The organism is Paenibacillus sp. FSL H7-0940 (assembly GCF_037979415.1).
Lineage (GTDB): Bacteria > Bacillota > Bacilli > Paenibacillales > Paenibacillaceae > Paenibacillus > Paenibacillus amylolyticus.
Map to the genome: position 1 here is coordinate 6904254 of NZ_CP150280.1, position 24443 is coordinate 6928696.

A 24443-nucleotide genomic window follows, 5' to 3' on the forward strand; every position below is an offset into this window, starting at 1 on the left:
GTTTTTGAGTGATGTGTGCTAAAATGAGAAAAACGCCTGAACGTCACCTAATTGTCTCCAAGGTGGAATTCAATTCGGATGGAGTGATGATCATGAGTCTTGTCACCGGAATCCTGGTCTGTGCTTTTGTATATGTGATACGTGCCTCGCTGGTACGCTCTGAGGAAGAGGACTGGCGGAGTTATTAATGAAATATCTAGTGCGCCAACCCAAGCGGTTGGCGCTTTTTTTGTGTTATGTTTCGAATAAGGTCCTATATACAGATGGCAGGTTACATGTCCTGATGATTTCATGTTATATAGGACTTTTTGGTTTTTTTTGATAGAATGGAGATAAAGGCTTTTGTGGCCTGGATATTGTTACTGTTTTCACAATGTTCACGGAACGTGTAATATATGGCAAAATTCGACATCAGAAAGGGGAATCAGACGAATGAATCCCAGTTTGAGTATTTATGACAATCTTGGCGGTGAGAAAGGTGTTCGCGCACTGGTCGAGGCTTTCTATCCGATCGTTCAGCAGAATGAGCAGCTGGCTCCGCTTTTCCCGGAAGATATTCAGCCGGTCATCGACAAGCAGTATATGTTTTTGTCTCAGTTTTTTGGAGGACCAGGGCTGTTTTCCGAGGCGTTTGGACATCCGATGATGCGTGCCCGTCATATGCATTTTGAAGTGACGGTTGAACGGGCTGAGGCGTGGCTTGCATGTATGGATCAAGCCTTAACACAGATTGGTGTGGAGGAGCCCTTGCATTCGTTTATCCTGCAGCGTTTATCCGGGCCTGCACATCATTTTGTGAATACACCGTAGATCCGAATATGATTACAAGCGTACGGGAGAGGGATGGAAGAGATTGGAATTAGAGCCGCTGTATAAGGTGAAAGTGACCTGCCATTATTGCGAAACCGAGTATGAAACCTCCCGGGTAAGACCGAGTTTGAAAAGGCCCTACCGGACGGATTCGGATTTTTGTGCTTACTACAAGCTGGAGAATCCAGATTTTTATGTGGTTCGCATCTGTCCGCAGTGCGGGTTTGCCACGACGGAGAACGCAACGGAGCATCTAAATGATGCTCAGCGCAAGGCTTTTAAGGAACAGATCGGTAACCGCTGGGTTAAACGTGATTATAGCGGAGCACGAACACTGGAACAGGCGCTGGCAACGTACAAGCTTGCCTTGCTGTGCGCACAGGTTATCCGGGAGAAAGATCGTGTCGTCGCTGGTCTGTTGCATCATATAGCTTGGTTGTATCGTTATATGGAGGACCATGCACAGGAACATCGTTTTCTTGAATTTAGCCTGGAAGCCTATGTGAAGGTGTTCGAACGTGAAGGAACGGGTGGCAATGAAGCCAAACTGTTGTATTTGCTCGGGGAATTGAACCGCAGGGTAGGACGGTTTAATGAAGCAGTGCAATGGTTCAGCAAGGTCATTCATGACAAGCGGATCACAGATGCGGCCATGATTCGTGCTTCAAGGGAACAGTGGGCCGTGCTGCGTGAGCAGATGATTTCAAGTAAGTTGGAACTCCCTGAAGAGATGCTGGAAACAGACAAAGAGGCTGCAAAGCGCAGCCCCCTCTAGGTTGATCTTACATTAGTTACGGACAGGACGGCTGGATAACAAATAGTCACTGTCGTTGTCGATCACGGTCATGCTTGTATTACAGCAGGGAAAGACCAGTAATTTCTTTTTGCCTTCGCGAATGAGCACAAGCTCTTTGGGTTTGAGGGGGAGCAGCACGTTGCTTGCATGACAGTAGGGACATTGCTGTACATAGATGTCTCCCATCACAATATCGTAAGGCCAGCTGTTCTCAAACGGAATCATTCTTGTTCGCCTTCTGGTGCGGAAGGTTTGGAGGTTTCTTGTTTGGCGAGTTCCGCAATCTTCTGCATCAGGATATGTTGGGGCATGTGCATCAGGTGCTCCAAAGGTACGCCTAGGGATTCTGCTAATTTGACGGCTGTATCAGCCGATACTTGTAAAGGTTTCATACGTTTACCTCCTGAAAGTTACTATAAATACATGTTCAAAAAGTCTGGTTTTCAGTACCGAGAAGATGGAATGAAGCTAGAAATGGAGTAGCGGAGCGTAGGCAAACTACGTGAGCAACGGACATTTCGGCTGAATTTCATATTCGATGCTGATGATGCCGTTAGGCATGATTCGTAATCAAAAGTGGGCTTTTTGAACAACCTCTGTAGCTATTTCTCTAGTATAGAGATATGGCTCACAGAAAACCAGTTTTTAATTCAATCCTAACCATCCAATTTATAGAGAGAGGTGCCTTATTAAATGAAAACGCCATTACACCCCGTATGGGATCTGGAGTCCATTTTTAGTGGAGGTTCTTCCTCCGAGACATTTGCTGCGTATCTGATTGAACTGGAAGAGGATGTACGTAAACTGCAGCATCTGTTGAACGAAACAGCTGCACCGACTTCAGTAGAAGAGACGGCTGCGTTTGATCCCATTTTGGAACTGCTGCAAAGCTGTTATGTTCGCGTATCGGAAGGTTCTGCGTTTGTATCCTGTCTTTCATCGCAAAACCAGAAGGATAAGAAGGCAACGCAGCTTCAGGGCGCCATCAGTTCTATTGCAGCGATGCTGAACGGCAGCAAATCGAAGTTTGATAATACACTCAGTCAGACATCGGATTTGGTGTGGGACGCTTGGATTGCTCGGGAAGATATCCAGCCGCTGGCATTTGTATTGAACGAGAGTCGCACGCTGGCTCGTGAGAAGCTGTCGCCTGAACTGGAAGGTCTTGCTCTGGATCTGGGTGTGGATGGTTACCATGGTTGGGGCAAATTCTACAACACGATTGTCAGCAAGGTGAACATTCCATTTGAGCAAGATGGGGAAACGGTGATGCTCTCCGCAGGACAGGCTGCCAACAAGCTGAGCGATAGTGATCGGAATGTACGCGAGACGGTATTCGCAAACTGGGAGCAGGCTTGGACCGATGTCGAAGATTTCTGTGCTGACACGCTGAATCACCTCGCGGGATTCCGTCTAAAGTTATATGAGAAACGTGGCTGGGATGATATCCTCAAAGAACCTCTGGCCATCAACCGGATGTCACGTCAGACACTGGATACGATGTGGGATGTGATTAACGGTGCCAAACCTGCGCTTGTTCAATATCTGGAGCGCAAGGCAGAACTGCTGGGGGTAGACAAGCTCAGCTGGAGCGACGTAGATGCACCTGTAGGTAAATCAAGTGGCAAAATCACTTACGATGAGGCAGCCATCAATATTGTTGAACAGTTTGCCAAGTTCAGTCCTAAACTTTCCACGTTTGCAGAGATGGCTTTTGAGAAACGCTGGATCGAAGCAGAAGACCGTCCTGGCAAACGTCCAGGCGGATTCTGTACGTCTTTGCCACTTAGCAAAGCAACCCGGATTTTCATGACCTTCTCCGGGACACCATCTAATGTGTCGACTCTTGCGCATGAACTTGGGCATGGATATCATCAACACATTATGGAAGAGTTGCCTGCATTGAATCAACGTTATGCGATGAATGTGGCTGAGACAGCGTCCACGTTTGCTGAACTGATTGTAGCAGATGCCCTGGTGCAGGCGGCAACAGATGAGCAAGAGAAGCTGGCTTTGCTGGAAGACAAGATACAGCGAAGTGTGGCTTTCTTTATGAACATCCATGCCCGGTTCCTGTTTGAGAATCGTTTCTACGAACAACGCAAAAAAGGCTTGGTCAACGCGGATGAATTATCCAAATTAATGGTGGAGGCGCAGCAGGAAGCGTTCTGCGGTGTGCTTGCATCAGATCATCCTCATTTCTGGGCATCCAAACTGCATTTCTATCTGACGGGTGTGCCATTCTATAATTTCCCATACACGTTCGGTTATATGTTCAGTGCGGGAATCTATGCAAGAGCGCAGCAGGAAGGTACAGCATTTGCAGATAAATATGATGATTTGTTGCGGGATACAGGGCGTATGACGGTCGAAGAACTTGCTCAGAAACATCTGGGTACGGACCTGACACAACCGGAATTCTGGCAAAATGCTGCGGACTTGGTTATTGCCGATATTGAGCAGTTTCTGCAGATGACAGCAACCGAATAATAGGTTGAATATATATGAAAAGGCTGCAAATCCGTGTTAACAGACACAGGATTGCAGCCTTTTTTTTTGTACAGAATCCTCATTTTTGATTATCGAAGATTTTGTCGTAATTAATTGAAAAAGCTCAGTTTAAGGGAGCGGAATGGCAATTAATTGTGCAAATCATAGTTAGAAATACCCAACTTTGCCGTTCTTTGTTGAATGAGCACATATGATGTCATATAATGAGTCGTAAGTCCTTGCTGTATAGGACTATAAGCATATAAGGAGAGTGTTAATATGAAAATTGATGAGCTTTCATTAGCGAGACAGTTGGATCTGGTATTCAAAGAACTTGATCATGAGTTGTCAGGGTTAGATTCAGGGGTAGTTTTTGTGCAAATACGAAACAACGTAATTGGGAAATTCGGTATTCGACATAATCCGATAGCTGGACGAGATGGGCAGATGGATATGGAGGAAGGGGGGCTAAACGAAACCCAGAGAACTTCTTTCCGGGCAATGGCACTGGAGACGTTGAAATTCAAACGTAATTGGACACATGGCGAAATATCGTACGACTTCACAGTAAGACAAGGTATGATTTTGGTAGATGCAACAATGGAGTCTAATTACAATATGGCGAGCCTGATGATTCGTTACCCTAGAACCAATACATACAAGGATTCAGATATGGAGTCGAGCTCATAATTCGTTGCACAAGAGAAAGCGGCACTTCCGAAGAAGGCCGCTTTTACTTTTGGATTCTGCTTAGGCTCAAGCAATAATTACGAGCTTACGAACGACCCGATAATTGCTGCTCAGCGATTTGCACCAGACGTTTAGTGATGTATCCACCCAGAGAACCTGTCTCACGGGAAGTATAGTTACCGTAGTAACCATCTTGTGGAATAGTTACACCCAGCTCTTGAGCAGCTTCAATTTTCAATTGTTGCAATGCTGCTGTTGCTTGGGGAACGACCAGGTTGTTGGAGCGGCTACCGCTACCTTGGTTTTGACTTCCGTACATATGTGTCACCTCCTTATGGGTTGGTGATGTTAGTATGGTTAGAGAATACGGAAATATACATGATATGGCGTAAGGGAAAATATGGATAACTATCAGTGCACAGGACACATAAAAAAGCCGACCCAATGCGGGTCGGCAAGTTGTATTTGGATATCAAAATATAGGGTGATATGCGTAAAAGCAAAATAGAGCATGATCAGCTCGCTTAGTCTGTAGGAGGTATAACCTCAATACGTGTAAATAACTCAACAGGTTGTTCTGGTTCCAAGCGAATCAACCCGGTTTGTTCATCTGATAAAGCCAAATTAGGTGCATCCGGGAGCCAAGTGTACGGTTCAATGCACAAGAACTGATCGGATTCACCTTTGGTAAAGAGAACCCAATGTTTGAAAAATGCTTCATCTGCTGAATATTTCAATGTATATCCATCTTGCCTGCGTAAGTAAGCCGTAGCCGGTTCACCTTCGGTAGCTTTCAACAGGGTATCCCAGTTACGTCCCTGCAAATTGATACCTTCGTTCAGAGCAGACCATTCACCCAGGGATTCCAGTTCACCTGTCGGTAGTTGTTCTTCATTCTGTCCGTATATTCCGGAAACAGGCAGTTGCAGTGTCCAGTCGGCAGGTTTGCCGTCTAACAAAAACCATGTATGATATCCCATCCCAAAAGGAGCAGGTGTTGAGCTCAGATTGGTGACTCTCAGACGCTGGCTAAATACAGCGTTTTGCAGACTGAACGTCATCTCAAGTTTTAGGGGAATCGGGAATTGGGCCATCCAATGCTCTTCATTTTCGGTTAGTAATTCAGTCGTAATTGCACAGCCTTCTTCATCTTCCTCAATGTCACTGACACACCAGGATTGGGTACGGTGGAGACCGTGAATATGGTTGTCATTCGCCGTGTTCTGATCGAACTGGTAACGAACGCCTTCATATTCGAATTGTCCACGATGAATGCGCCCTGGTGGAATCAGGAGAGGAACGCCAAAATGGTACGGCTTCTGCAGATAAAAGGCAAGATCGTCTTCATCCGGACGGCGGACGACATCTCTGTCCTGCACTAAATCGCGAATAGAAATAATATTATTTCCAAGACGCGGCAGCAGGGTGATTTCCAATTCACGGCTATGTAGGATATACGTGTCGTAACCATTCCATTGGCCTTTGGTCACTTGTTTCATATCGATGCTCCTTTTCCCACTTGAAATCTGTCTGCAAGCAGTTGTGATGAAGCTACTGCTGCAGGCGTGTCGTTGTGTACATGCCAGCGATTTCCTGCGCTATTTCGTGTGAAGCAGGCAACAGGATAAGCAATTCCATCATAACAGATTTTGATGTCTCGGGTAAAAAAGTTCAACTCATTTTGACATTCACGCCTGTGCGCATTAAGATGGAACTCTAAAAGCATTTATTAGAATTAAATGACATGAAATCGATGACAGGGATAAGTAGGCCAAGAGAATCCTCTCCAGAAAGCCGGTGGTTGATGTGAACCGGTGTGAGCTCTTTACCGAATGGACCCTTGAGTGTAGGTTTGAACAGGTTAAGCCAGAGATGGGCTTGCCCCACTAGAGTCTGCCGTATAATCCACGTTACGGAACAATGAAGGCATTTCTTCAGCTTGACTTGATTTCAGGGTCAGGAGCAATCGAAGAAAAGCGAATAAGGGTGGCACCACGGTCTCACGTCCCTTGCGGATGTGGGGCCTTTTTGCGTTCGCAGAGAATGGCAGGAGTTTTTTTATATACAATCAGGGAGGCGTTATGTGTAATGAAAACAGTACTTTCAGGTATTCAGCCAAGCGGTAAGCTCACATTGGGCAACTATATTGGTGCAATCAAAAATTTTGTAAAACTCCAGCATGACTATCAATGTCATTTCATGGTGGTTGATCTTCATGCCATCACCGTGGCTCAGGAGCCAGCAGCATTGCGTGAACAGTCGGAAGCGGTAGCTGCGCTGTTTATTGCAGCAGGTATTGATCCTTCGAAATCTAACGTATTTCTGCAATCCCATGTACCGCAGCACGCGGAATTGGGCTGGTTGATGACTACGCTGACCTCCATGGGTGAGCTTGAACGCATGACTCAGTTTAAGGATAAATCATCCGGTAAAGATTCGGTTGGTGCCGGACTGTTTGTGTATCCATCATTAATGGCGGCTGATATTTTGTTATACAATGCTGACCTTGTACCAGTAGGTGAGGACCAGAAGCAGCATCTGGAACTGACACGTGATCTGGCAGGACGTTTTAACCACCGTTATGGGGAGTACTTCACCATTCCAGATCCGTATATCCCGCAGGTGGGTGCACGGGTAATGTCACTTGATGATGCCTCTTCGAAAATGAGCAAAAGTAACCCTAACGCTGGCAGCTATATTGCCCTGCTGGATCCGCCGGATGTGATTCGCAAAAAAATCAGTCGTGCTACTACAGATTCGGGACGTGAAGTCGTATATGATCCGGCAAACAAACCGGAAGTCAGCAATCTGATGAGTATCTATGCTGAATGTGCAGGTATGACGCTTAAGGAAGTAGCTGAGCGTTATGAAGGCAAGATGTACGGTCCATTCAAAAAGGAACTGGCTGAAGTGGTTGTATCTGTGATTGAACCGCTGCAACAACGATATAATGAGATTCGTGAGTCTGGCGAATTGGCGGATGTTCTGGATACGTCAGCCCGTCGTGCAGAAGAAGTTGCTGCTCAAACGTTGGATGCAGTGAAAGAACGTATGGGATTTGTTCCGAGACGTAAACAGTAGTCGTGAACAAAGATCTTCATTTCATGCAATGAATAGTTAACATAAATAAAGAGGAGCCCTATTGAAGGACTCCTCTTTATTCATGTGTTCATTATTGAACTATCAAATGACCTGCTCAAGAAGTGGGCTCTGAAGCAGCCGAGCGAACTTCCTGACGTTCTTTTTTGGCGCGAATCACAAATCCCCAGCCAATGTTGGCAATGGACAGGACAAACAGTAGTGCAGCAAACCAACCGGAGTAGGAGATCATAATTGCTGAAACCGTTAACAAGATAATCGAAGAGAATGCGAACCATAAAGACAAGCCTTTACTCATTGGGAAAAACCTCCATCTACAAATTTAGTAAAACTCCGTATAACCTGTAGCCTACGAGCCATAATAATCTTGCAAGCTTGCAATTACATTACAGACACAGATTGAAGGGAGATTATAAATATGGCTCAAGGATCTCGTTCTAACAACTTGGTGGTACCTCAGGCAAATTCAGCACTGCAACAATTGAAAATCGAGGCTGCACAGGAACTGGGTGTAACTATCCCACAAGACGGTTACTATGGTAACTACACTTCCCGTGAAACAGGATCTTTGGGTGGATATATCACCAAACGTCTGGTACAAATCGCTGAGCAGTCTCTGGCTGGGTCTGGCAAATAATTCATTTTAACCAACAGCAACAAAACAGAATAAACGGAAAGCCCGGAGCGGAAACGCTCCGGGCTTTCTCGCGTATCAGTTCCTATGTCTGATTGTGCCTTGCCATGCTCACTTCGTCAAGGGCGTGCAGATAAAAGTTTTTTATCCATTTTCTCATCGCTTAACCAGCCTACATACGTATCAATCGTTTCAAAATTCCGATCCATCACAATTACAGCGACAAATGGATATTGTTTCCGGTGTCGATAACGTACATCTGCCCAGCGGACCTTGTAACCAGCAGGCAGTTCTTCAACCTCTGCCACCGCATAGGAGGTGAAATAGAGGAAGGCACTGACTTCCGGTGATTTGCGTGAAGCAGCAACGGCCGCATGAGTAGAAGACGAAGCGTGCAGACTCCATACCAGATTAGAACCATCCATTTTACCAATCACATAACTGCCGTCCTCAACTCGTTTAACCACATGCCAGCGGTTCCAGGATATCGTTGGAATGACGATGTATCTTGCCTGCTCTGGGCTGTTGTCGAGACGTCTGACTTTTCTGACCGCTTGTGCACGAGCAATCGTTCGCCATATATAATATAAACCGGTCAAACTATACAACGTAACGAAGAGTGGTGCAGGGGCGATCAGATCAAAGGCCCATAACAGGATAGCTATGACATGTGTAGTGAATAGAAACGGATCAAAAATATGAATGATGTTCCAGGCGATCCAGCGTTCCGTAAAAGGCCGAGCGGCTTGGGTTCCATAGGTGTTGAACAGATCGGTGAATACGTGAAAGCCTACGGCCACAGCGGTCCAGGTGGCAACGTGTCCAATAGGGACACCAGGGAATATCAGTGCAATGACGCCGGTGATGAGCAAAACCCATAACAGGAGAAATGGCAGAGAGTGTGACAAGCCCCGATGATTCCGAATGTAAAGCGAATTGCTTTTGAGACGTAACGCAGTATCAATGTCCGGGGCCTGGGAACCGGCGATCGTGCCAACCATTACCGCAGCTGCAAGCATGGGACTCGCCGCGACGACAGGATCGACATAAGCCAGACCGGCTAGACCAATCCCCATGACAAAATGTGTAGAGGTATCCATAAACGTCTCCTTTGTGTGGTATATCGTTCTAAGGCATATTACTTCTCTATCTAGGTGATACCCATATATAGTGTATAATATCCGTTTGTCAGGATGCAAAACATCCCTAATTTCAAAGTTATGACAATTTCCTGTGCCATACCCAATAAATGTACGTAGTTTGTCAAACTATTTTGGCATTTCCTATGATAAACTTTATATCGGATACAGTGAGAAAATCGCCAGAGAACGTAAGATACTATTTGAATGATATACAATGCTAAAATAATTTATGGGCATTGTTCCTTTAAACCGTTACAATAATATAGAATCTCATAAAAAGTAGGTTTCTTTGAATACATATGTCACAGTAGATGGATAAAGCGAAACGAACGTGATTTTGGATTCACATATGTATGCGTATTCATAAGAGGAGATACAGAAGGGACGAGGAAGATGCTGAAAAAGTACAAATGGACATGGATGCTGCTCGGGCTTGCACTGATTATGGCTGTGTATCTGATGTGGGGCACTGTATTTGCCAGTAAGGAAAAATTACCAGAGATTCGTGAAATCCAATCCTTTTCTATGGAAAATGTAGATGGCAGTACAGTATCACTGGAAGATACGCAAGGGAAAGTCCGCTTGTTCTACTTTTATTTCACCAGTTGTCCGGATGTCTGCCCGATTACGACCTTTACGTTATCCCAGGTGCAGGATCTGTTGAAAGAGGACGACACCTTTGGTAAAGATGTCTCATTTGTATCTATTTCATTCGACCCCAAAGTCGATACAAGAGAGAAGATTAAGACGTTTGCGGACCGTTTCCACGCAGATTATTCCGGATGGTACTTCTTGCGAGGGGATATGGACAAAACAAAACAGTTTGCCAAGGAATCATTCCAGATCCTGATCGATGGGGAGAGTAAGGATGATTTTGCCCATATGAATATGATTGGTCTGGTGGATGAGAACAACCAGCTGCGCAAGGTATATAACGCATTTAATACAGAGGACGTTGTGCCAGCTGTCATTGCCGAGGATATTCGCAATCTGATTAAGGAATAATCATCTGATCATCATACTGTAAAGGCTGCCTTCTGGTTGGATATCAATCCAAAGGCAGCCTTTTGGTATTATTTTAATAGGAAGGATGTTCAGGGTATTGGATGTATGTCTCTAACCCGGCCTTCTCCAACTGGGCAATGATATACTCATCAGGTGTTCCTTCCACACCCGCATATCCTCGTCGTGTATACATCTGTACTGCATCCGGGAAAGCATCCCGAAGTACACCTCTAATTTTTTTGCCGGAACTGTCATTATCCATAAATAAAAAGACTTCATCATAACCGACCTGCTTGCGCAGAGTCTCCAGCTTGAGGGAATTAAGTGTTCCAAACGTACATAGAATGTTGATTTCGGGTCCAACCAGACGTTTCAGTTTGCTTCGGTCATTCTTACCTTCCACAATGACATGAATAGGCATGATATTCACCTCTTGTTCGAGAGCTTATGTCGACATTCCCCGGGAAATGTTGCAGCGAAAATCGACTGATTATATAAAATGGACTTCTTTCTTTACACTGTTCACCACGCGGGCAGGAGCACTTCTGATTTCTAAATTCTTTTTCACATACATCAGGAATTAATTCTGATCAGTAGTGGCCGTTACGGTTACGGATCGTTCCTTCGATCGCTGTTGTCTCCAAATTTCTGATTGATTTTATTTTTTATAGGTTGAAATATGGAGACAAAGGCGAACGCTATCGCTTCTTCAAAATCGATTCCGTCCCCTTCACTACTTCCAATGATCGTCCATACCTAATGATGATATTCAAGAAAAAGATGAAATCTTAAAGACGGCGCTGATGATCCCTAGGTCGTTCCGTTCGAGTGTAAAACGTTAGTCCATTTTATATAGTTTAGCTGTAAATGGGGGAATGATGCAAAGCTAATGAAAATACTGGCCTAATTGCTGTCATAACGGTAGGGAAGAAGAGCTTGATACAGGCCTAATTTAATATACTTTTTGGATCGGACAGGGGAGCTTCGCGTCTGGATGTGTAGTATGGAAGCAGCAACATACCAATCATTAACAAAAGAAACGCGATGAAATAGGGTGATAACCCGACACGAAGTTGCCCGGCTGTGATGGGGCCGATGAAAGAGCCGATGGAGGTGGCAATGGATTGCAGCGAGAAAATGCGGCCCAACTTGCTTCCTCCGCTCAGACGGATAAATAGGGTTGCCATAGCTGGAAAGATGATGCCTTTGGACATCCCAAGTACAAATAATACAGTAGACAACGGAACTTGCGGAATGGCTGCCATCACAAAAAAACACAAGGACATTAACAGCACGCCCGCAACCAGACGCAGCTTGGGGGAATACCGGTTGAGGAATAACATGCTGAGTGTGAAGAGTGCCCCAATACTGATTATAGAGAACAGCAGTCCGGTAGACATGATGGACGATTGTCCTCCGCCCCGCAGGGGTAATTCGAAGAAGAGAATCCCTTGGGCACAGGCAATCACCAGAGGCAAGGCGAAGTATCGCCAGGACACCGGCAGGAATGCACTTGTGGCATCTGCTGGTGAAGCGTCAGGTTTAGCAGGTACCGTTACTCTCTCCTGCTGTTTGACGATACCACGGGGCATGGTCATGAAAGCAATGACACCTGTGAGAATAAGCAGATAGCCCAAACCTGAGAATGTAGCAGAGAATCCCATGGAACCCACAATGATCGCACCGGCTGCTGGTGATACGACAGATGCAAGGGTATGCACTACCCCGTGACCCGACATATACTTCCCCTGTTTCACCGGATCGCTGGATAACTGTGCAAGCAGAGCGAGACATGCAGGAGACAGGAAGGCCAGCACAAACCCGCTGATGGAACGCAGCGCCAGCAGTTGCCATGGTGTTTGGACATAGGCTTGTAAGAGCAGAATGAATCCTGCACCGAGCAGACTGAATACAATGTAGCGGCGACTGCCATGTTTATCGATTTGTGTTCCAGCAATCAGATTGCCAGGAAGATGTGTTAAGGAATAGATGCCCATCATCCAGCCAATGAAAGTAGGGGCGGCTCCCAGCGAGATGGCAAAAGGGGTCAGAATGGGATACTGGGCGTGCAAATCAAATACGGCAAGGAACAAAAACAGGTATAGCCAGATGGCCGTTTTCACATAAGCCCCTCCTTGTTAAGCGATGCATGTTCAAACTACAGGTCTTGAACGTGTTCCCCGTTCGCCCGGCAGAACCTCATGGTACTACTTGTACGCCCGGCGGGACGAACTTAGACCGTTTATTTTTAAGGGAGAGGGCTTAGCTGACAGCAGCTTCGGAAATCATGTATAATATTCGGGAGTGTTACGAATGAATTCTAATACGGAAGGTGTAGTCATGAACATAGAAGTAATCAAAGAGTTTGTGATGCAGAACTGGCTGGTGATCGTGGTTGCATTGATCATATTGTTCTTTGTTCTGAATGTGGTCAAAACCGTATTGAAATGGGCGATTGCCATCATCATTATTGCGGCTCTACTGATATACAGCGGCATCTCCATTGATCAGATCAAACAGACAGTGACAGACGTACAATCCAGCACGATGGACACATTGAAGAAGGAAGCAACCAGCATGATGCTTAAGGAGGCTTCCAAAGCGAAATACGTCAAAGGACAGGATGGAGCGTTCACCATCACAAGTCCCAATGTGGAGATTAAGGGCAGAACTCAATCGGATAAAGTTGATGTGACCTTCCGCGGAATTTCACTTGGCGAATGGAAACTCGACAATGAAACTATACGTACGTTTGTCGAACAGGCACAGGAGAACAAAACAGCACCAGCATCGTAGTAAAGGGGGAATCGGTACGTGCTGCAGAATTGGCTGGACAGCCTGAAGGAATTGAATGGCATCACGATTATGCTGTTGCTGATTGTGGCTGCTTCATTATTGCAGGGTTGGTCCAGAGGGGCTTCGCGTTCAGCAGGCAGACTCTTTGGGTTCCTGATGGATGGCATTATGGCGGTCATTGGTATTCTGTTGTCGATCGGTTTAACGTTGTGGCTTGCGCCATATGTACAGCAGTGGCTGTCTGAGTATGCTTCAGCCATGCCTAACCGTGAGTTGAACCGGTGGGAACAGATGTATTATACGTTGGTTACGGCGATTGCAGATTTTCCGCTGATGCGGTTCGCTGTATTATTTGTACTTAGCTATGGACTCATCCGACTGATTCTCGGGTTTCTCTCTTCATTTATTTTTAGCAGCAGGCAGAGGTCAGCCGAGGAAAGTGCGCCTAAAGGTATGTTTAGTCGCTTGACGGGTGCATTCATTGGCACGATCATAGGCTCCGTCCGCGGAATGATTGTCATCGCAGTTTTGTTCATGATTGTCAGTCTTTACCCTGGAAGCATGTTCAGCCGATATGTGGAAGCATCCCCGATCTATATGCAAGGGGCCAAATCGGTTATCGAACCGTTGTCTGGCACGTTTATCAAGGACAAGCTACCCGTCTTTACGCAGGCTGTGCAGAAGGAACTGGGCGGCATCCTGCAACGCAAATATGAAGTCATCGACCACAATATTCCGACGGATATTGAATCTGCAGCGAGTGAGATTGTCAAAGGCCAATCGACAGATGAAGCCAAAGCAAGAGCGCTTTACGACTGGGTAGGTTCACGTATTCAGTATGACTATGGTAAAGTGGATGACTATGAGCAAAAGGGCATATGGCATGAACAAAATCCACAGAATACATTTGATACACGCAAAGGCGTATGTATTGATTATGCCCGTCTTTATGCCGTGATGGCCCGTTCACAAGGACTTGAAGTCAAAGTTGTTACAGGACTTGGTTATAACGGCCAGGGAGGGTACGGTCCGCATGCGTGGAATGAGGTGTATTTGAGTGGTTCCGAGAGCTGGGTTCCGCTTGACCCGACATGGGCGATCAGTGGAGACTGGTTTAATCCTCCGAATTTTGCCGACACCCATCTAAAGGATCAATCAGCTTAGCAATACAACGGACATGGGTCCGGAATATGACGACGTTGCCAGGTTATCATGCCGCGAAGAATCAGATTGAGCGGTATGCATCAAGTCATGAAAGAGGTAGGATGGATGAAAAAACATTCCAATGAGAAGGATGAACTTACGGACAAACGGCGCTTCAGTTACCGAATGAACGTATTTTTCTTCGCTTCCTTTGTTATTTTTAGCGTTATTATTGTACGCTTGGCCTTTTTGCAATTCGTGGAAGGGCCTGAACTTAGCCAGGAAGAAGCAAGTAACATTACCAAGGATGTACCACTTCCTCCTGTGAGAGGCACGATTTATGATTCTACAGGTGAGGTGAAGTTGGCTTACTCCAAGCCCATTCAGTCTCTCTACCTGACACTGTATAAAAACTATGGGGATGTTGATGGGAAACCGAGTCCTAACATAGGGGAAGTGCAGGATATTGCAACCCGGTTGCACGATGTATTTGAACAGTACAAGCTGAAGGATTCAGAGTCACTTACAGTGGAGAAAATTATTGAAGAGATGGACTTGAACTCCCGCAAAGCGAACGGTTTTATGCCACGTCTGATCAAGAGTGATCTGTCCGAGGAAGAAGTTGCTTATTTCCTACAGCACAAGGACGAGTTCAAAGGTATTCAGATCGTTGAGGAGAGTGTGCGATTCTATGATCCGGATACGGTAGCGGTTCAGACCATCGGTTATCTGAAGAAGTTCAGAAGCTCGAAGTCCTTGAACAAATACAAAGAGGTGGACGAGGCCAATAAAACGCAAACGGATCCGGGCCTGGTGTATACAGAGAACGAATTCGTTGGTTTTGATGGACTGGAACTGCAATATCAGGATGCTCTCCGCGGCAAAAGCGGATATACATCCGTTGATGTTGATTTGCGTAACTTGCCTGAAGGTGTAGCAGGTTCTACCCCGCCGCAGAAAGGGTACGACCTGATTTCCAGCATTAACAAAAACGTTCAGGTGAAAACAGAACAGGCCATTCTGGATCAGTTGAGTTGGCTTCATCGGAATCAGGTTTCCGGTCGATTACATCCGAATGCCAAGACCGGATTTGCGGTTGCGATGGAAGTGGATACGGGGAAAATCGTATCTGCTGCCAGTATGCCAGATTATGATACCAACATCTGGAGAACAGGCAGTATCACAAATGATCAGTATGATGATATCAAATATGTGTATCAAAATGGTACGATTCGTTCATTCCCTCCGGATGACTCTAAAAAGCGAGCTGAATCGATCGTGCTACTCGGTTCCACCATCAAACCGCTTAGTGTCTTAATCGGTTTGAAAGAAGGTTTCTTCACTACCAATACGGTTTATTCGGATAGAGGTTCAACGACCTTTGGTGGGGACAATCGCAGAGTGCAGAACTCATCAGGGCATGTGTATGGTGCAATGTATCCTCGTGATGCGATTCGTCATTCCTCGAACGTATTCATGATTGATGAGATTGGGAAGAAGATGTACTCAAAATACGGTGCGACCGGAATTGACAAATGGGATGAATACATGAAGCAGTTCGGCCTTGGGGTATCTACAGGGGTTGATCTGCCGAATGAATTCCTGGGCATACGGGATTACATGAACGACACGGAAAGCTCGCTGACTCGTCTCGTGTATGGTTCCTTTGGACAGCAGGGAAAATACACAACCATGCAGTTAGCACAGTACACGACAATGCTGGCGAACAAAGGAAAGCGGATGGAGCCACAACTGGTTAGAGAGTTCCGGGATTCGGAAGGCAACGTGGTCGAGAAAGTAAAACCGAAGGTACTCAGCACGGTGGAGTTTAACGATGCCTACTGGAATGAAGTACAACGAGGCATGGCAACCGAGGTATCTGCATTTAGCGGATTCCCTTATGACTTTGCTAGAAAAACAGGAACATCGACACAGGTAGTAGGCGGTAAACTGGTGGATAACGGTGTATTTATCGCCTATGCACCACGTAATAATCCAAAGCTTGCTGTCGCTGTGGTTATCCCCGAAGGGGGCTTTGGATCGAGCAGTGCGGCTCCGGTTGCACGTGCGATCTTCGATGCCTATGACGAGGAATTCGGTCTCGACGGTGTACCGAAAAAGGACAAAAATAAAGATTCAGATTCGGAATCAGGCACACAGTAATGTGAGGCATTGGTTACAGAGGGGACCCTTCGTGGGTCCTCTTTTTTGTTTTTACGTGGAGAATGGATCGTAAGAGTGAACTAATTAGTTGCATTAATATGTAACCATATGAGCTGTACCACGTTTATATAAAGGAAGGGTAAACGCGATCTGGGGAACGGGATAACGTTGATATGTCAGTGTTTACATTAAAATCGGTAGATTGGGTAGTGTAACGGTTCTGTTTACGAAAATGTAACCAAATATTGAAAGACGTGACAGCTAACCTTTGGTAGACTTGGTTGAGAAAGGATTAAATATAGGATTGAACACGTTCACAAGACGGATTAAATATTTTATTTTTATAAAGGAACGGGAGAGGCTTATAACATGTTTAACCGATTGAGGAAGAAACCCATGACTGAGGAAGATACACCCGTCAACAAGCCTTCCACCGCAAGGCTGAATCTGTTTTTTTTCGCGGCATTTGTCATATTCAGTATCCTAATTTTCAGATTAGCCTTTGTGCAATTTGTCGAGGGTCCTGAACTGACGTATATGGAAACGAGTCGTAATACCAAAGACATTCCACTTGCACCTGTTCGTGGTCCCATCTATGATGCGACAGGGGAAGTCGCGCTCGCTTATTCCGAACCTGTACAGTCCCTGTATGTGCTGTTATATGAGGATTATCGGAATGATGAACGTAGACAGGAAGCAGAGGAACTGGCTCATGATCTGGCGGCTGTGTTTAAGCAGTTTAATCCAGGGGACAAAGAGCAGCCGGACGGGGAAGAGATCATCAAACGATTGGATCTGGATTACCAAAAAACGTTTGGGTATGTGCCGAGGCTTGTGAAGTCGGATCTATCGACCAAAGAAATTGCCTTTTTCATGGAGAAAAAAGCGGAATATCCGGGCGTTATGGTGCTGGAAGAAAACATAAGAAAATATGACCCGGATGGCGTGGCGGTTCAGGTTGTGGGTTACACAAGAGAGTTCAAGCGAGCACCAGATTCCATTGCCAAATATAAGGCCATCCGTGAAGGGGCAAGTACCCAGCGTGATCCAGGGCTTGTGTACCATGAAGAAGAGAAGGTTGGCTTCGATGGGTTGGAGCTTCAATACCAGGAAGAACTCCGTGGACGAAGCGGATATCAGTCCATTGATATTGACGCACGTAATCTCCCAGATGGGACGATGTTACAAACACCACCGGAGAAAGGTTATAGTCTGGTTTCCACCATTAACAAGGAGATTCAGATGGCTGCACAAGAGGCGATAACGGACGAATTGCGCAGACTGCCCAAGGCAATTACAGGATACGCAGTAGCCATGGAAGTAGATACGGGAAATGTGGTGGCTATGGCGAGTATGCCGGATTATGATCCGAACGATTGGGATTATGACAAAATTAAGTTTGTATTCCGGAACGGAACCACTGAGTCGTTCCCACCGAATGATGCCAAGCCTAGTCGGGCGGAATCCGTAGTACTTCTTGGATCGGTAATCAAACCGTTAAGTGTACTTATTGGATTGAAAGAGGGGTTATTTACAGCAGGACAGACCTATCACGATCAGGGATATGCCATTCTGGGGAAAGACGGACGACAAGTGAGGAACTCACATTCTGCTTATAATGGTTCTATTACGGCGAGAAGAGCAATCGAGAAATCCTCCAATGCTTTCATGATCGATATGGTGGGTAAGCGCCTGTTAAATAAATATGGCTCGACTAAGGGTGTTAAGGTGTGGGATGAAAATATGAAAGATTTCGGATTGGGTGTGTCTACGGGTATTGATTTACCCAAAGAATACCTAGGCACTTTAGAATATAATAATGATGAATATGAATCAGCTCTAACACGTTTGGCGTTTGCCTCATTTGGGCAACAAGCCAAGTACACTACGATGCAACTCGCACAATATACCACCATGCTTGCCAATAAGGGCAAGCGCATGGAACCACATCTGGTGAAGGAAATCCGTGACGCGGACGGCAATGTGGTGAAAGAGATCAAACCTAAGGTGCTTAATGAAGTTGATTTTGCCGATGCGCACTGGAATGAAGTGCACAAAGGAATGGTTACCAAAGTAAGTGCATTTGACGGTTTCCCTTACGATTATGCTCGGAAAACAGGAACATCAGAGCAGGGGACCGGACCGAACAAAAAAGAGAATGGTGTGTTTATTGCCTTTGCACCACGAGATAATCCGAAGCTTGCTGTAGCTGTTGTTGTACCAGAAGGTGGATTCGGGTCAGTCAGTGCTTCACCAATAGCACGAAAAATTTTCGATGCATATGATGAAGTGTATGGTCTCGATGGAACGCCGAAAGGTAAGAAAGACGAAGGGAAAGACAACGAGTAATACAAAAGAACGTCTCGGAAGTTAGCTCTTTTAACATCGTGACCGAAAGGTTTATGAAGTGAATTAAATATATTTGGACAGGCAGGGGGAAATAATCCCTTGCCTTTTTTTTTGGCTTCGGATAAAATTTGCACAAGGGAAACATTATTAGTCTTGATTAAAACTTAATACCTTGTACAACAAAATTAGATGTAGACAAGTATTTTAGGAGAGGGAAAGGGGACGGTTGAATTGTTAATGGTGAAAATGAGGAGTATTCAGAGGGGGTTCATTACGCTAGCCGCTTTGGTTCTGATTGTTGTACTTACGGCATGTTCCAGTGATGCAGAGACGAGCAGTGGTGGCAAGTTACAAGTAACCGCTACAACGGGAATGATCGCTGACGTAGCACGTGAGGTAGGCGGGGCATATGTTGATGTTACCGGGCTAATGGGCCCGGGCGTTGATCCCCACTTGTACAAGGCATCCCAAGGTGATATTCGCAAGCTGGAACAAGCAAAAGTCATTTTCTATAATGGACTGCACCTTGAAGGCAAAATGACAGACATTTTGGAGAAAATGTCCTCTAGCAAACTGGTTACTGCCGTTACAGAGACTATTCCAGTCGAGGAGTTACACTCAGGCAAAGATACAGGCGGCACCGAATATGATCCACACGTCTGGTTTAACGTCAGCCACTGGATGCATGCGGCAGAAGCCGTACGCGATACGCTCGTGGAGGCGGACCCGGACCATGCGGAAGAATACAAGGCTCAGGCAGAGGCGTATCTGGCGAAGCTCGAAGCACTGGATGCCGAGGTGCGTGAGAAGATTCTGGAGATTCCGGAAGCAAGCCGGGTATTGGTTACGGCGCATGATGCATTTGGATATTTCGGTCAGGCTTATGGCATGAAAGTGATGGGGCTTCAGGGCATCAGTACAGCAGCCGAATACGGTGCAAAAGATGTTAGTGAACTGCGGGATTATCTCGTAGATAACCATATCAAAGCAGTATTTGTTGAATCGAGTGTACCTGCAAAAGCGATGGAAGCCATTATTGCCGGAGCAGCTCAAAAAGGACATACGGTCAGCATTGGTGGAGAACTGTTCTCGGATGCCATGGGGGCTGAGGGAACGGAAGAAGGCACATACATCGGTATGATTCGCCACAATGTTGAGACGATTGTAGAAGCACTGAAATAATGAATCACATGAAGAGAGGAGTACAGGATTATGGAAGATACAACTTTATTGAAACAAACTCCTACGAAACTGAACAATAGCCACTTGCAGGGAACGCAGCCAACATCGGCTCCTCTTAGTGTGAGGGATCTGGCTGTTGCGTATCACAAAAAGCCGGTGCTTAGCAGCGTATCCTTCGATATCCCAGAAGGACAACTCATCGGAATCCTCGGACCGAATGGTGCGGGGAAATCTACCCTGATCAAAGCTGTTCTGGGACTGGTACCGAAGATGCATGGAGAGGTACGGATCTTTGGTCAATCGTACAGGGAACAACGTCGCCGCATCGGTTATGTGCCCCAACGGGAATCGGTTGACTGGGATTTTCCAACGCATGCACTCGATGTGGTGATGATGGGACGGTATGGTCATCTAGGCTGGTTCCGTCGTCCGGGGAAAAAGGAGCGAGACCTGGCGGCACACTGCCTTGAGCAAGTCGGCATGGGTGATTACATGTACCGCCAGATCAGTCAGTTGTCCGGTGGACAGCAGCAACGTGTCTTTCTGGCGCGGGCACTCGTGCAAGACGCAGATCTGTATTTCATGGATGAGCCATTTGCAGGTGTGGATGCCACCACAGAGAAAGCGATCATTTCGCTTTTGGAACAGTTGAAGAAACAAGGCAAGACGGTACTGGTCGTTCACCATGATCTAGCGACAGTCGAGGAATACTTCGACCATGTGCTACTACTCAATGGACGACTGGTGGCAGGTGGACCGACAAGTGAAGTATTTGTACCGGATACACTGCAAGAGACGTACGGAGGCCGGATTGCGATGATCGGAAGCCGGACGGAGAAAGGCCAGGTGTAGTGCATGTGGAACTGGATCGTTGCCATCTTATCTGACCCCAATACACGTTGGATATTGCTTGGCTGTCTGTTGTTAGGATTCAGTAGCGGAATTATTGGCTCCTTCACCTTTCTTCGTAAACAGAGCTTGATGGGGGATACCCTTGCTCATGCTGCTCTGCCTGGGATCTGTATTGCATTTATGTTGACGGAAACGAAGTCGGTCGGATTATTCCTGTTCGGTGCTCTGGTGGCTGGCATTGTTGCTACCTTCGGAATCTCGTGGATTACGCGCTACTCCCGAATCAAGCAGGATGCGGCGATGGGAATTGTGCTGACCGTCTTTTTCGGGGTTGGTGTAGTGATGCTGACGCGCATCCAGCATGGGGCGAGCGGAAGTCAAAGTGGACTCGATAAATATTTGTTTGGGCAGGCGGCATCCATGGTCATGACGGATGTGTATGTCATGGGTGGCGTATGTCTCGTATTACTGATTGCCTGTCTTGCCTGGTTCAAGGAATTCAAACTGGTGAGTTTTGACCCGGGATTTGCACGTGGTATGGGACTGCCAGTTGCGATGTTGGAGCAGCTCATCCTGCTCTTGACGGTAATCGCAGTGGTGGCCGGGATTCAAGCCGTTGGTGTGGTGCTTGTTGCAGCCTTGCTGGTAACTCCGGCAGCAGCGGCACGTTGCTGGACCGACTCACTCGCACTGATGGTGGTGTTGGCCGGTATATTTGGTGCATTGAGTGGTGCAACAGGCACCATCTTCAGCACGCTTGTACCTAATCTGCCGACAGGACCTGTAACCGTTCTTGCGGCTACGGTGTTGTTTGCCGGATCTGCCTTGCTGGCTCCGCGTCGTGGATTATTAGCTCGACGGTTGCGCAGTATTCAGGCAAAGTCCGCGTATATGCGTGAAGAGCGGGCTACACTTCAGACTCTCGCCACACAGCGAAATCAGCAGGAACGGGGGGAGATGTAATGGCAACGTTTTGGATTATCTTGACGGCCGTATTAGTTTCTTCTGCCTGCGCCATCCTCGGTTGTTTTCTGATTCTGCGGCGAATGGCTCTGGTCGGTGATGCGATCAGCCATGCAGTTCTCCCCGGTATTGCGATTGCTTTCCTGTGGAGCGGTTCCAGAGATTCATTGTGGATGCTGCTCGGCGCAACGGTGTTTGGACTACTGACGGTGTTCTTCATACAGAGTTTGCAGGCGGGTGGACTCTCGTCTGATGCCTCGATCGGAATTGTGTTTACAGCACTCTTCGCAGTAGGTGTCATTCTGATTAGTCTGAACGCCCAGCATATTGATCTGGATCTGGATTGTGTCTTGTTTGGTGAGATCGCTTATGTACAGTGGGATACGCTAACCCTTGGGGGTACGGATGTCGGTTCGAGGGCAGTTTGGATGCTGGGTATCACTTTGCTAGTCATCCTCGTCGTCATTGGGCTGTTCTACAAACAGTTCAAGCTATGTGCCTTCGATCCGGCGCTGGCTGCGGCCTGCGGCATTCCAGTAGTGCTGTTCCACTATCTGCTCATGGGACTCGTTTCGATGACGTCCGTGGCTTCATTTGAAAGTGTTGGTTCGATTCTCGTTGTGGGCATGCTGATTGTACCTGCGGCGACGGCTTACCTGCTCACAGATCGTCTGGGCAAAATGATACTGTATGCCGTCCTGATCGGAGCAGCATCCTCGGTTGGAGGTTATATCATGGCATATGCCCTGGATGCTTCCATCGCGGGCTGCATGGTAGCTGTTGCTGGAATTTTGTTTGTTCTTGCACTGCTGCTGTCACCGAAACATGGCATCGTATTCCGTTACGCTCGTCGCAAATTCGCGGCAAGGTAATGGAAGTTTAAGTAGATAACAGGTGAATAAACAAAATTTTAAGAAGCCGTCTGCATCGCAGGCGGTTTTTTGCTTATCTGGTCGTATTACTTTGACAAGGGCAACCGGACATAACATATGCAATATAAATTGATAATCTGGCGTCATCCTGCCGATTACGGGTTATTTTGTTGCATACAGATGATCTGTGGTAAAATGTCGTTAGCTGTGACGTCCGGAGCGTCCGTTGTTACGGGTGCCGGGCGATCTTGTTGTGAAAGAATTTTTAAAATTAGATAAAGAGAACCTTTAAGTTGAACTGGAGAACCATTGTGGAACGGAGAGGGCAGAAAACCTAGAGAAGGGAAATTTGTTTATGAATTTCCTTCTTGATGTTAGGTGTTATGAGCTCTAAATACAAAGGTGATGTAGTGAAGGGGACGGAATCGATCTGAAGAAGCGATAGCGTTCGCCTTTGTCTCCGAATTTCTAACCTTTAAGAAGAGAGAATCTAGAAAATTCGGAGACAACAGCGATCGGAAGACGATCCGTACACGTAACGATTACCTCGTATAATCTCAATACACTAAAGAAAAAGGTAATTCTAAAACAAAGATACTACGACTCGAAAGGTTTTCTGCCCGCGTAGTGCCTGAATGGATATCCATGAGTTCAACTTGGAGAGAGACAACTTAGGAGGAACTACTGTATGAGTGAACTGAAATACAAATTGCTTGCATTGGATATGGATGGAACATTACTTAACGATAATCATGAAATTACACAGGAGACCGCCAAGTGGATTCAAATTGCCATTCGTCGGGGTGTACATGTGTGCCTTTCCACAGGAAGAGCCGTATTCCACGCGATGCCTTATGCAGTCCAGCTTGGACTGGAGACACCGATGGTTACTGTTAATGGTAGTGAGGTCTGGAAAGCCCCGCATGACCTGCATATGCGTCATCTGATGGACCCGGCATTGATTCGCAGAATGCAGGAAATCGGTGAAAAATATAATAGCTGGTACTGGGCATACTCCGTGGAAGAACTGTTCAATCGTGACCGCTGGACGGACAACATTGAAGGTCTGGAATGGTTGAAATTCGGCTTCAATACGGAAGTGGATGAAGTGCGTCACCAGATCATGATGGAACTGCAACAAATGGGCGGTCTGCAAATGACCAACTCCTCACCCGTTAATATTGAGATCAACCCTGCCGGCGTATCCAAAGCCAGTGGTGTAGCCGAAGTCTGCAAGCTGCTGGGCATCGAGATGTCCGAAGTTGTTGCTGTTGGAGACAGTTTGAATGATCTGGCTGTCATTGAGGCCGTGGGTCTTGGTGTAGCGATGGGTAATGCGCAGGAGCAGGTGAAGGAAGCGGCTGATCTGATCGTAGCGAGTAACAATGAAGACGGCATCGTCGAAGTGATCCGTGAACATATTTTGAAGGGGGAGTAACCTTTGCTCGCAACCGTTG

General features: G+C 46.5%; 25 protein-coding genes and 1 other annotated feature. Of the genes, 17 read left to right on the forward strand and 8 right to left on the reverse strand.

Annotated elements, in window-relative coordinates; all coding sequences use genetic code 11:
* The first annotated feature begins 23 nt into the window (after positions 1-23).
* From MHB71_RS30360 to MHB71_RS30370, 3 genes are all read left to right on the forward strand, one after another.
* Positions 24-188: a hypothetical protein gene (locus tag MHB71_RS30360; RefSeq protein WP_155984997.1), complete on the forward strand. Its 165-nt coding sequence runs from the start codon at positions 24-26 to the stop codon at positions 186-188.
* A 244-nt stretch (positions 189-432) separates the two neighbouring features.
* Entirely contained in the window at positions 433-810 is a 378-nt protein-coding gene (locus MHB71_RS30365) for a globin (RefSeq protein WP_036605723.1), read from the forward strand.
* A gap of 43 nt (positions 811-853) precedes the next feature.
* Positions 854-1585 carry a DUF2225 domain-containing protein gene (locus MHB71_RS30370; protein ID WP_036605724.1) on the forward strand — a complete coding sequence of 244 codons (732 nt, stop codon included), beginning with the start codon at positions 854-856 and terminating at the stop codon, positions 1583-1585.
* 12 nt (positions 1586-1597) lie between these two features.
* Here the strand turns inward: MHB71_RS30370 and MHB71_RS30375 are convergent, their stop codons facing one another.
* Both MHB71_RS30375 and MHB71_RS30380 read right to left on the reverse strand, forming a co-directional pair.
* The gene (locus MHB71_RS30375; protein WP_017692378.1) at positions 1598-1831 is read right to left on the reverse strand and encodes a hypothetical protein; all 234 of its coding nucleotides are present in this window, start codon (positions 1829-1831) and stop codon (positions 1598-1600) included.
* On the reverse strand, positions 1828-1998 hold the full coding sequence (locus MHB71_RS30380) for a YycC family protein (RefSeq protein ID WP_074096390.1): 171 nt from the start codon (positions 1996-1998) through the stop codon (positions 1828-1830). The genes MHB71_RS30375 and MHB71_RS30380 overlap by 4 nt, the downstream gene beginning before the upstream one ends.
* A 301-nt stretch (positions 1999-2299) precedes the next feature.
* On the opposite strand from MHB71_RS30380, the gene MHB71_RS30385 reads away from it, so the two are divergent.
* Together MHB71_RS30385 and MHB71_RS30390 are read left to right on the forward strand one after the other, a co-directional pair.
* On the forward strand, positions 2300-4096 hold the full coding sequence (locus MHB71_RS30385) for a M3 family oligoendopeptidase (RefSeq protein ID WP_340028394.1): 1797 nt from the start codon (positions 2300-2302) through the stop codon (positions 4094-4096).
* A gap of 279 nt (positions 4097-4375) precedes the next feature.
* Positions 4376-4786 carry an O-methyltransferase gene (locus MHB71_RS30390; RefSeq protein WP_076319832.1) on the forward strand — a complete coding sequence of 137 codons (411 nt, stop codon included), beginning with the start codon at positions 4376-4378 and terminating at the stop codon, positions 4784-4786.
* 85 nt (positions 4787-4871) lie between these two features.
* Here MHB71_RS30390 and MHB71_RS30395 read toward each other — a convergent pair whose 3' ends face one another.
* A complete protein-coding gene (locus MHB71_RS30395; protein WP_047841310.1) occupies positions 4872-5105 on the reverse strand; it encodes an alpha/beta-type small acid-soluble spore protein in 234 nt (77 codons plus the stop codon).
* Between the two features lie 205 nt (positions 5106-5310).
* A complete protein-coding gene (locus MHB71_RS30400; RefSeq protein ID WP_340028395.1) occupies positions 5311-6285 on the reverse strand; it encodes an aldose 1-epimerase in 975 nt (324 codons plus the stop codon).
* Between the two features lie 245 nt (positions 6286-6530).
* Positions 6531-6799, forward strand: a binding site (T-box leader).
* 75 nt (positions 6800-6874) lie between these two features.
* Here MHB71_RS30400 and trpS point away from each other — a divergent pair.
* On the forward strand, positions 6875-7867 hold the full coding sequence (gene trpS, locus MHB71_RS30405) for a tryptophan--tRNA ligase (RefSeq protein WP_036605729.1): 993 nt from the start codon (positions 6875-6877) through the stop codon (positions 7865-7867).
* A 115-nt stretch (positions 7868-7982) separates the two neighbouring features.
* Here the strand turns inward: trpS and MHB71_RS30410 are convergent, their stop codons facing one another.
* Positions 7983-8183, reverse strand: coding sequence for a hypothetical protein (locus MHB71_RS30410; protein ID WP_017692385.1), 201 nt, complete (start codon positions 8181-8183; stop codon positions 7983-7985).
* Between the two features lie 120 nt (positions 8184-8303).
* Here MHB71_RS30410 and MHB71_RS30415 point away from each other — a divergent pair, with 120 nt between their 5' ends.
* Positions 8304-8522 carry an alpha/beta-type small acid-soluble spore protein gene (locus MHB71_RS30415; protein ID WP_017692386.1) on the forward strand — a complete coding sequence of 73 codons (219 nt, stop codon included), beginning with the start codon at positions 8304-8306 and terminating at the stop codon, positions 8520-8522.
* Positions 8523-8638: 116 nt separating this feature from the next.
* On the opposite strand, the gene MHB71_RS30420 is transcribed toward MHB71_RS30415, so the two are convergent.
* Positions 8639-9619: a metal-dependent hydrolase gene (locus MHB71_RS30420; RefSeq protein WP_036605731.1), complete on the reverse strand. Its 981-nt coding sequence runs from the start codon at positions 9617-9619 to the stop codon at positions 8639-8641.
* A 435-nt stretch (positions 9620-10054) separates the two neighbouring features.
* Here MHB71_RS30420 and MHB71_RS30425 point away from each other — a divergent pair, with 435 nt between their 5' ends.
* Positions 10055-10666, forward strand: coding sequence for an SCO family protein (locus tag MHB71_RS30425; protein ID WP_340028396.1), 612 nt, complete (start codon positions 10055-10057; stop codon positions 10664-10666).
* Between the two features lie 73 nt (positions 10667-10739).
* Here MHB71_RS30425 and MHB71_RS30430 read toward each other — a convergent pair whose 3' ends face one another.
* Both MHB71_RS30430 and MHB71_RS30435 read right to left on the reverse strand, forming a co-directional pair.
* Positions 10740-11087, reverse strand: a complete 348-nt coding sequence (locus MHB71_RS30430; RefSeq protein ID WP_036605733.1) for a toprim domain-containing protein — start codon at positions 11085-11087, stop codon at positions 10740-10742.
* A 526-nt stretch (positions 11088-11613) separates the two neighbouring features.
* Positions 11614-12789 carry an MFS transporter gene (locus MHB71_RS30435; RefSeq protein ID WP_253503190.1) on the reverse strand — a complete coding sequence of 392 codons (1176 nt, stop codon included), beginning with the start codon at positions 12787-12789 and terminating at the stop codon, positions 11614-11616.
* Between the two features lie 190 nt (positions 12790-12979).
* Here MHB71_RS30435 and MHB71_RS30440 point away from each other — a divergent pair, with 190 nt between their 5' ends.
* The 9 genes from MHB71_RS30440 to MHB71_RS30480 all read left to right on the forward strand — a co-directional run bounded on the left by MHB71_RS30440 (position 12980) and on the right by MHB71_RS30480 (position 24424).
* Positions 12980-13462: an ATPase gene (locus tag MHB71_RS30440; RefSeq protein ID WP_174806458.1), complete on the forward strand. Its 483-nt coding sequence runs from the start codon at positions 12980-12982 to the stop codon at positions 13460-13462.
* A gap of 18 nt (positions 13463-13480) precedes the next feature.
* On the forward strand, positions 13481-14626 hold the full coding sequence (locus tag MHB71_RS30445) for a transglutaminase domain-containing protein (protein WP_036605735.1): 1146 nt from the start codon (positions 13481-13483) through the stop codon (positions 14624-14626).
* Between the two features lie 105 nt (positions 14627-14731).
* On the forward strand, positions 14732-16768 hold the full coding sequence (locus tag MHB71_RS30450) for a penicillin-binding transpeptidase domain-containing protein (RefSeq protein ID WP_076328974.1): 2037 nt from the start codon (positions 14732-14734) through the stop codon (positions 16766-16768).
* 396 nt (positions 16769-17164) lie between these two features.
* Positions 17165-19117, forward strand: coding sequence for a penicillin-binding protein 2 (locus MHB71_RS30455; RefSeq protein WP_340030248.1), 1953 nt, complete (start codon positions 17165-17167; stop codon positions 19115-19117).
* A 237-nt stretch (positions 19118-19354) separates the two neighbouring features.
* Positions 19355-20299: a zinc ABC transporter substrate-binding protein gene (locus MHB71_RS30460; RefSeq protein ID WP_100529777.1), complete on the forward strand. Its 945-nt coding sequence runs from the start codon at positions 19355-19357 to the stop codon at positions 20297-20299.
* A 30-nt stretch (positions 20300-20329) separates the two neighbouring features.
* Positions 20330-21151: a metal ABC transporter ATP-binding protein gene (locus MHB71_RS30465; RefSeq protein ID WP_235193917.1), complete on the forward strand. Its 822-nt coding sequence runs from the start codon at positions 20330-20332 to the stop codon at positions 21149-21151.
* Positions 21152-21154: 3 nt separating this feature from the next.
* A complete protein-coding gene (locus tag MHB71_RS30470) occupies positions 21155-22114 on the forward strand; it encodes a metal ABC transporter permease (RefSeq protein WP_017692397.1) in 960 nt (319 codons plus the stop codon).
* Positions 22114-22986: a metal ABC transporter permease gene (locus MHB71_RS30475; RefSeq protein ID WP_340028397.1), complete on the forward strand. Its 873-nt coding sequence runs from the start codon at positions 22114-22116 to the stop codon at positions 22984-22986. Before MHB71_RS30470 ends, MHB71_RS30475 begins: the two co-directional genes overlap by 1 nt.
* A 688-nt stretch (positions 22987-23674) precedes the next feature.
* Positions 23675-24424 carry a Cof-type HAD-IIB family hydrolase gene (locus tag MHB71_RS30480; RefSeq protein ID WP_036605740.1) on the forward strand — a complete coding sequence of 250 codons (750 nt, stop codon included), beginning with the start codon at positions 23675-23677 and terminating at the stop codon, positions 24422-24424.
* Positions 24425-24443 lie beyond the last annotated feature (19 nt).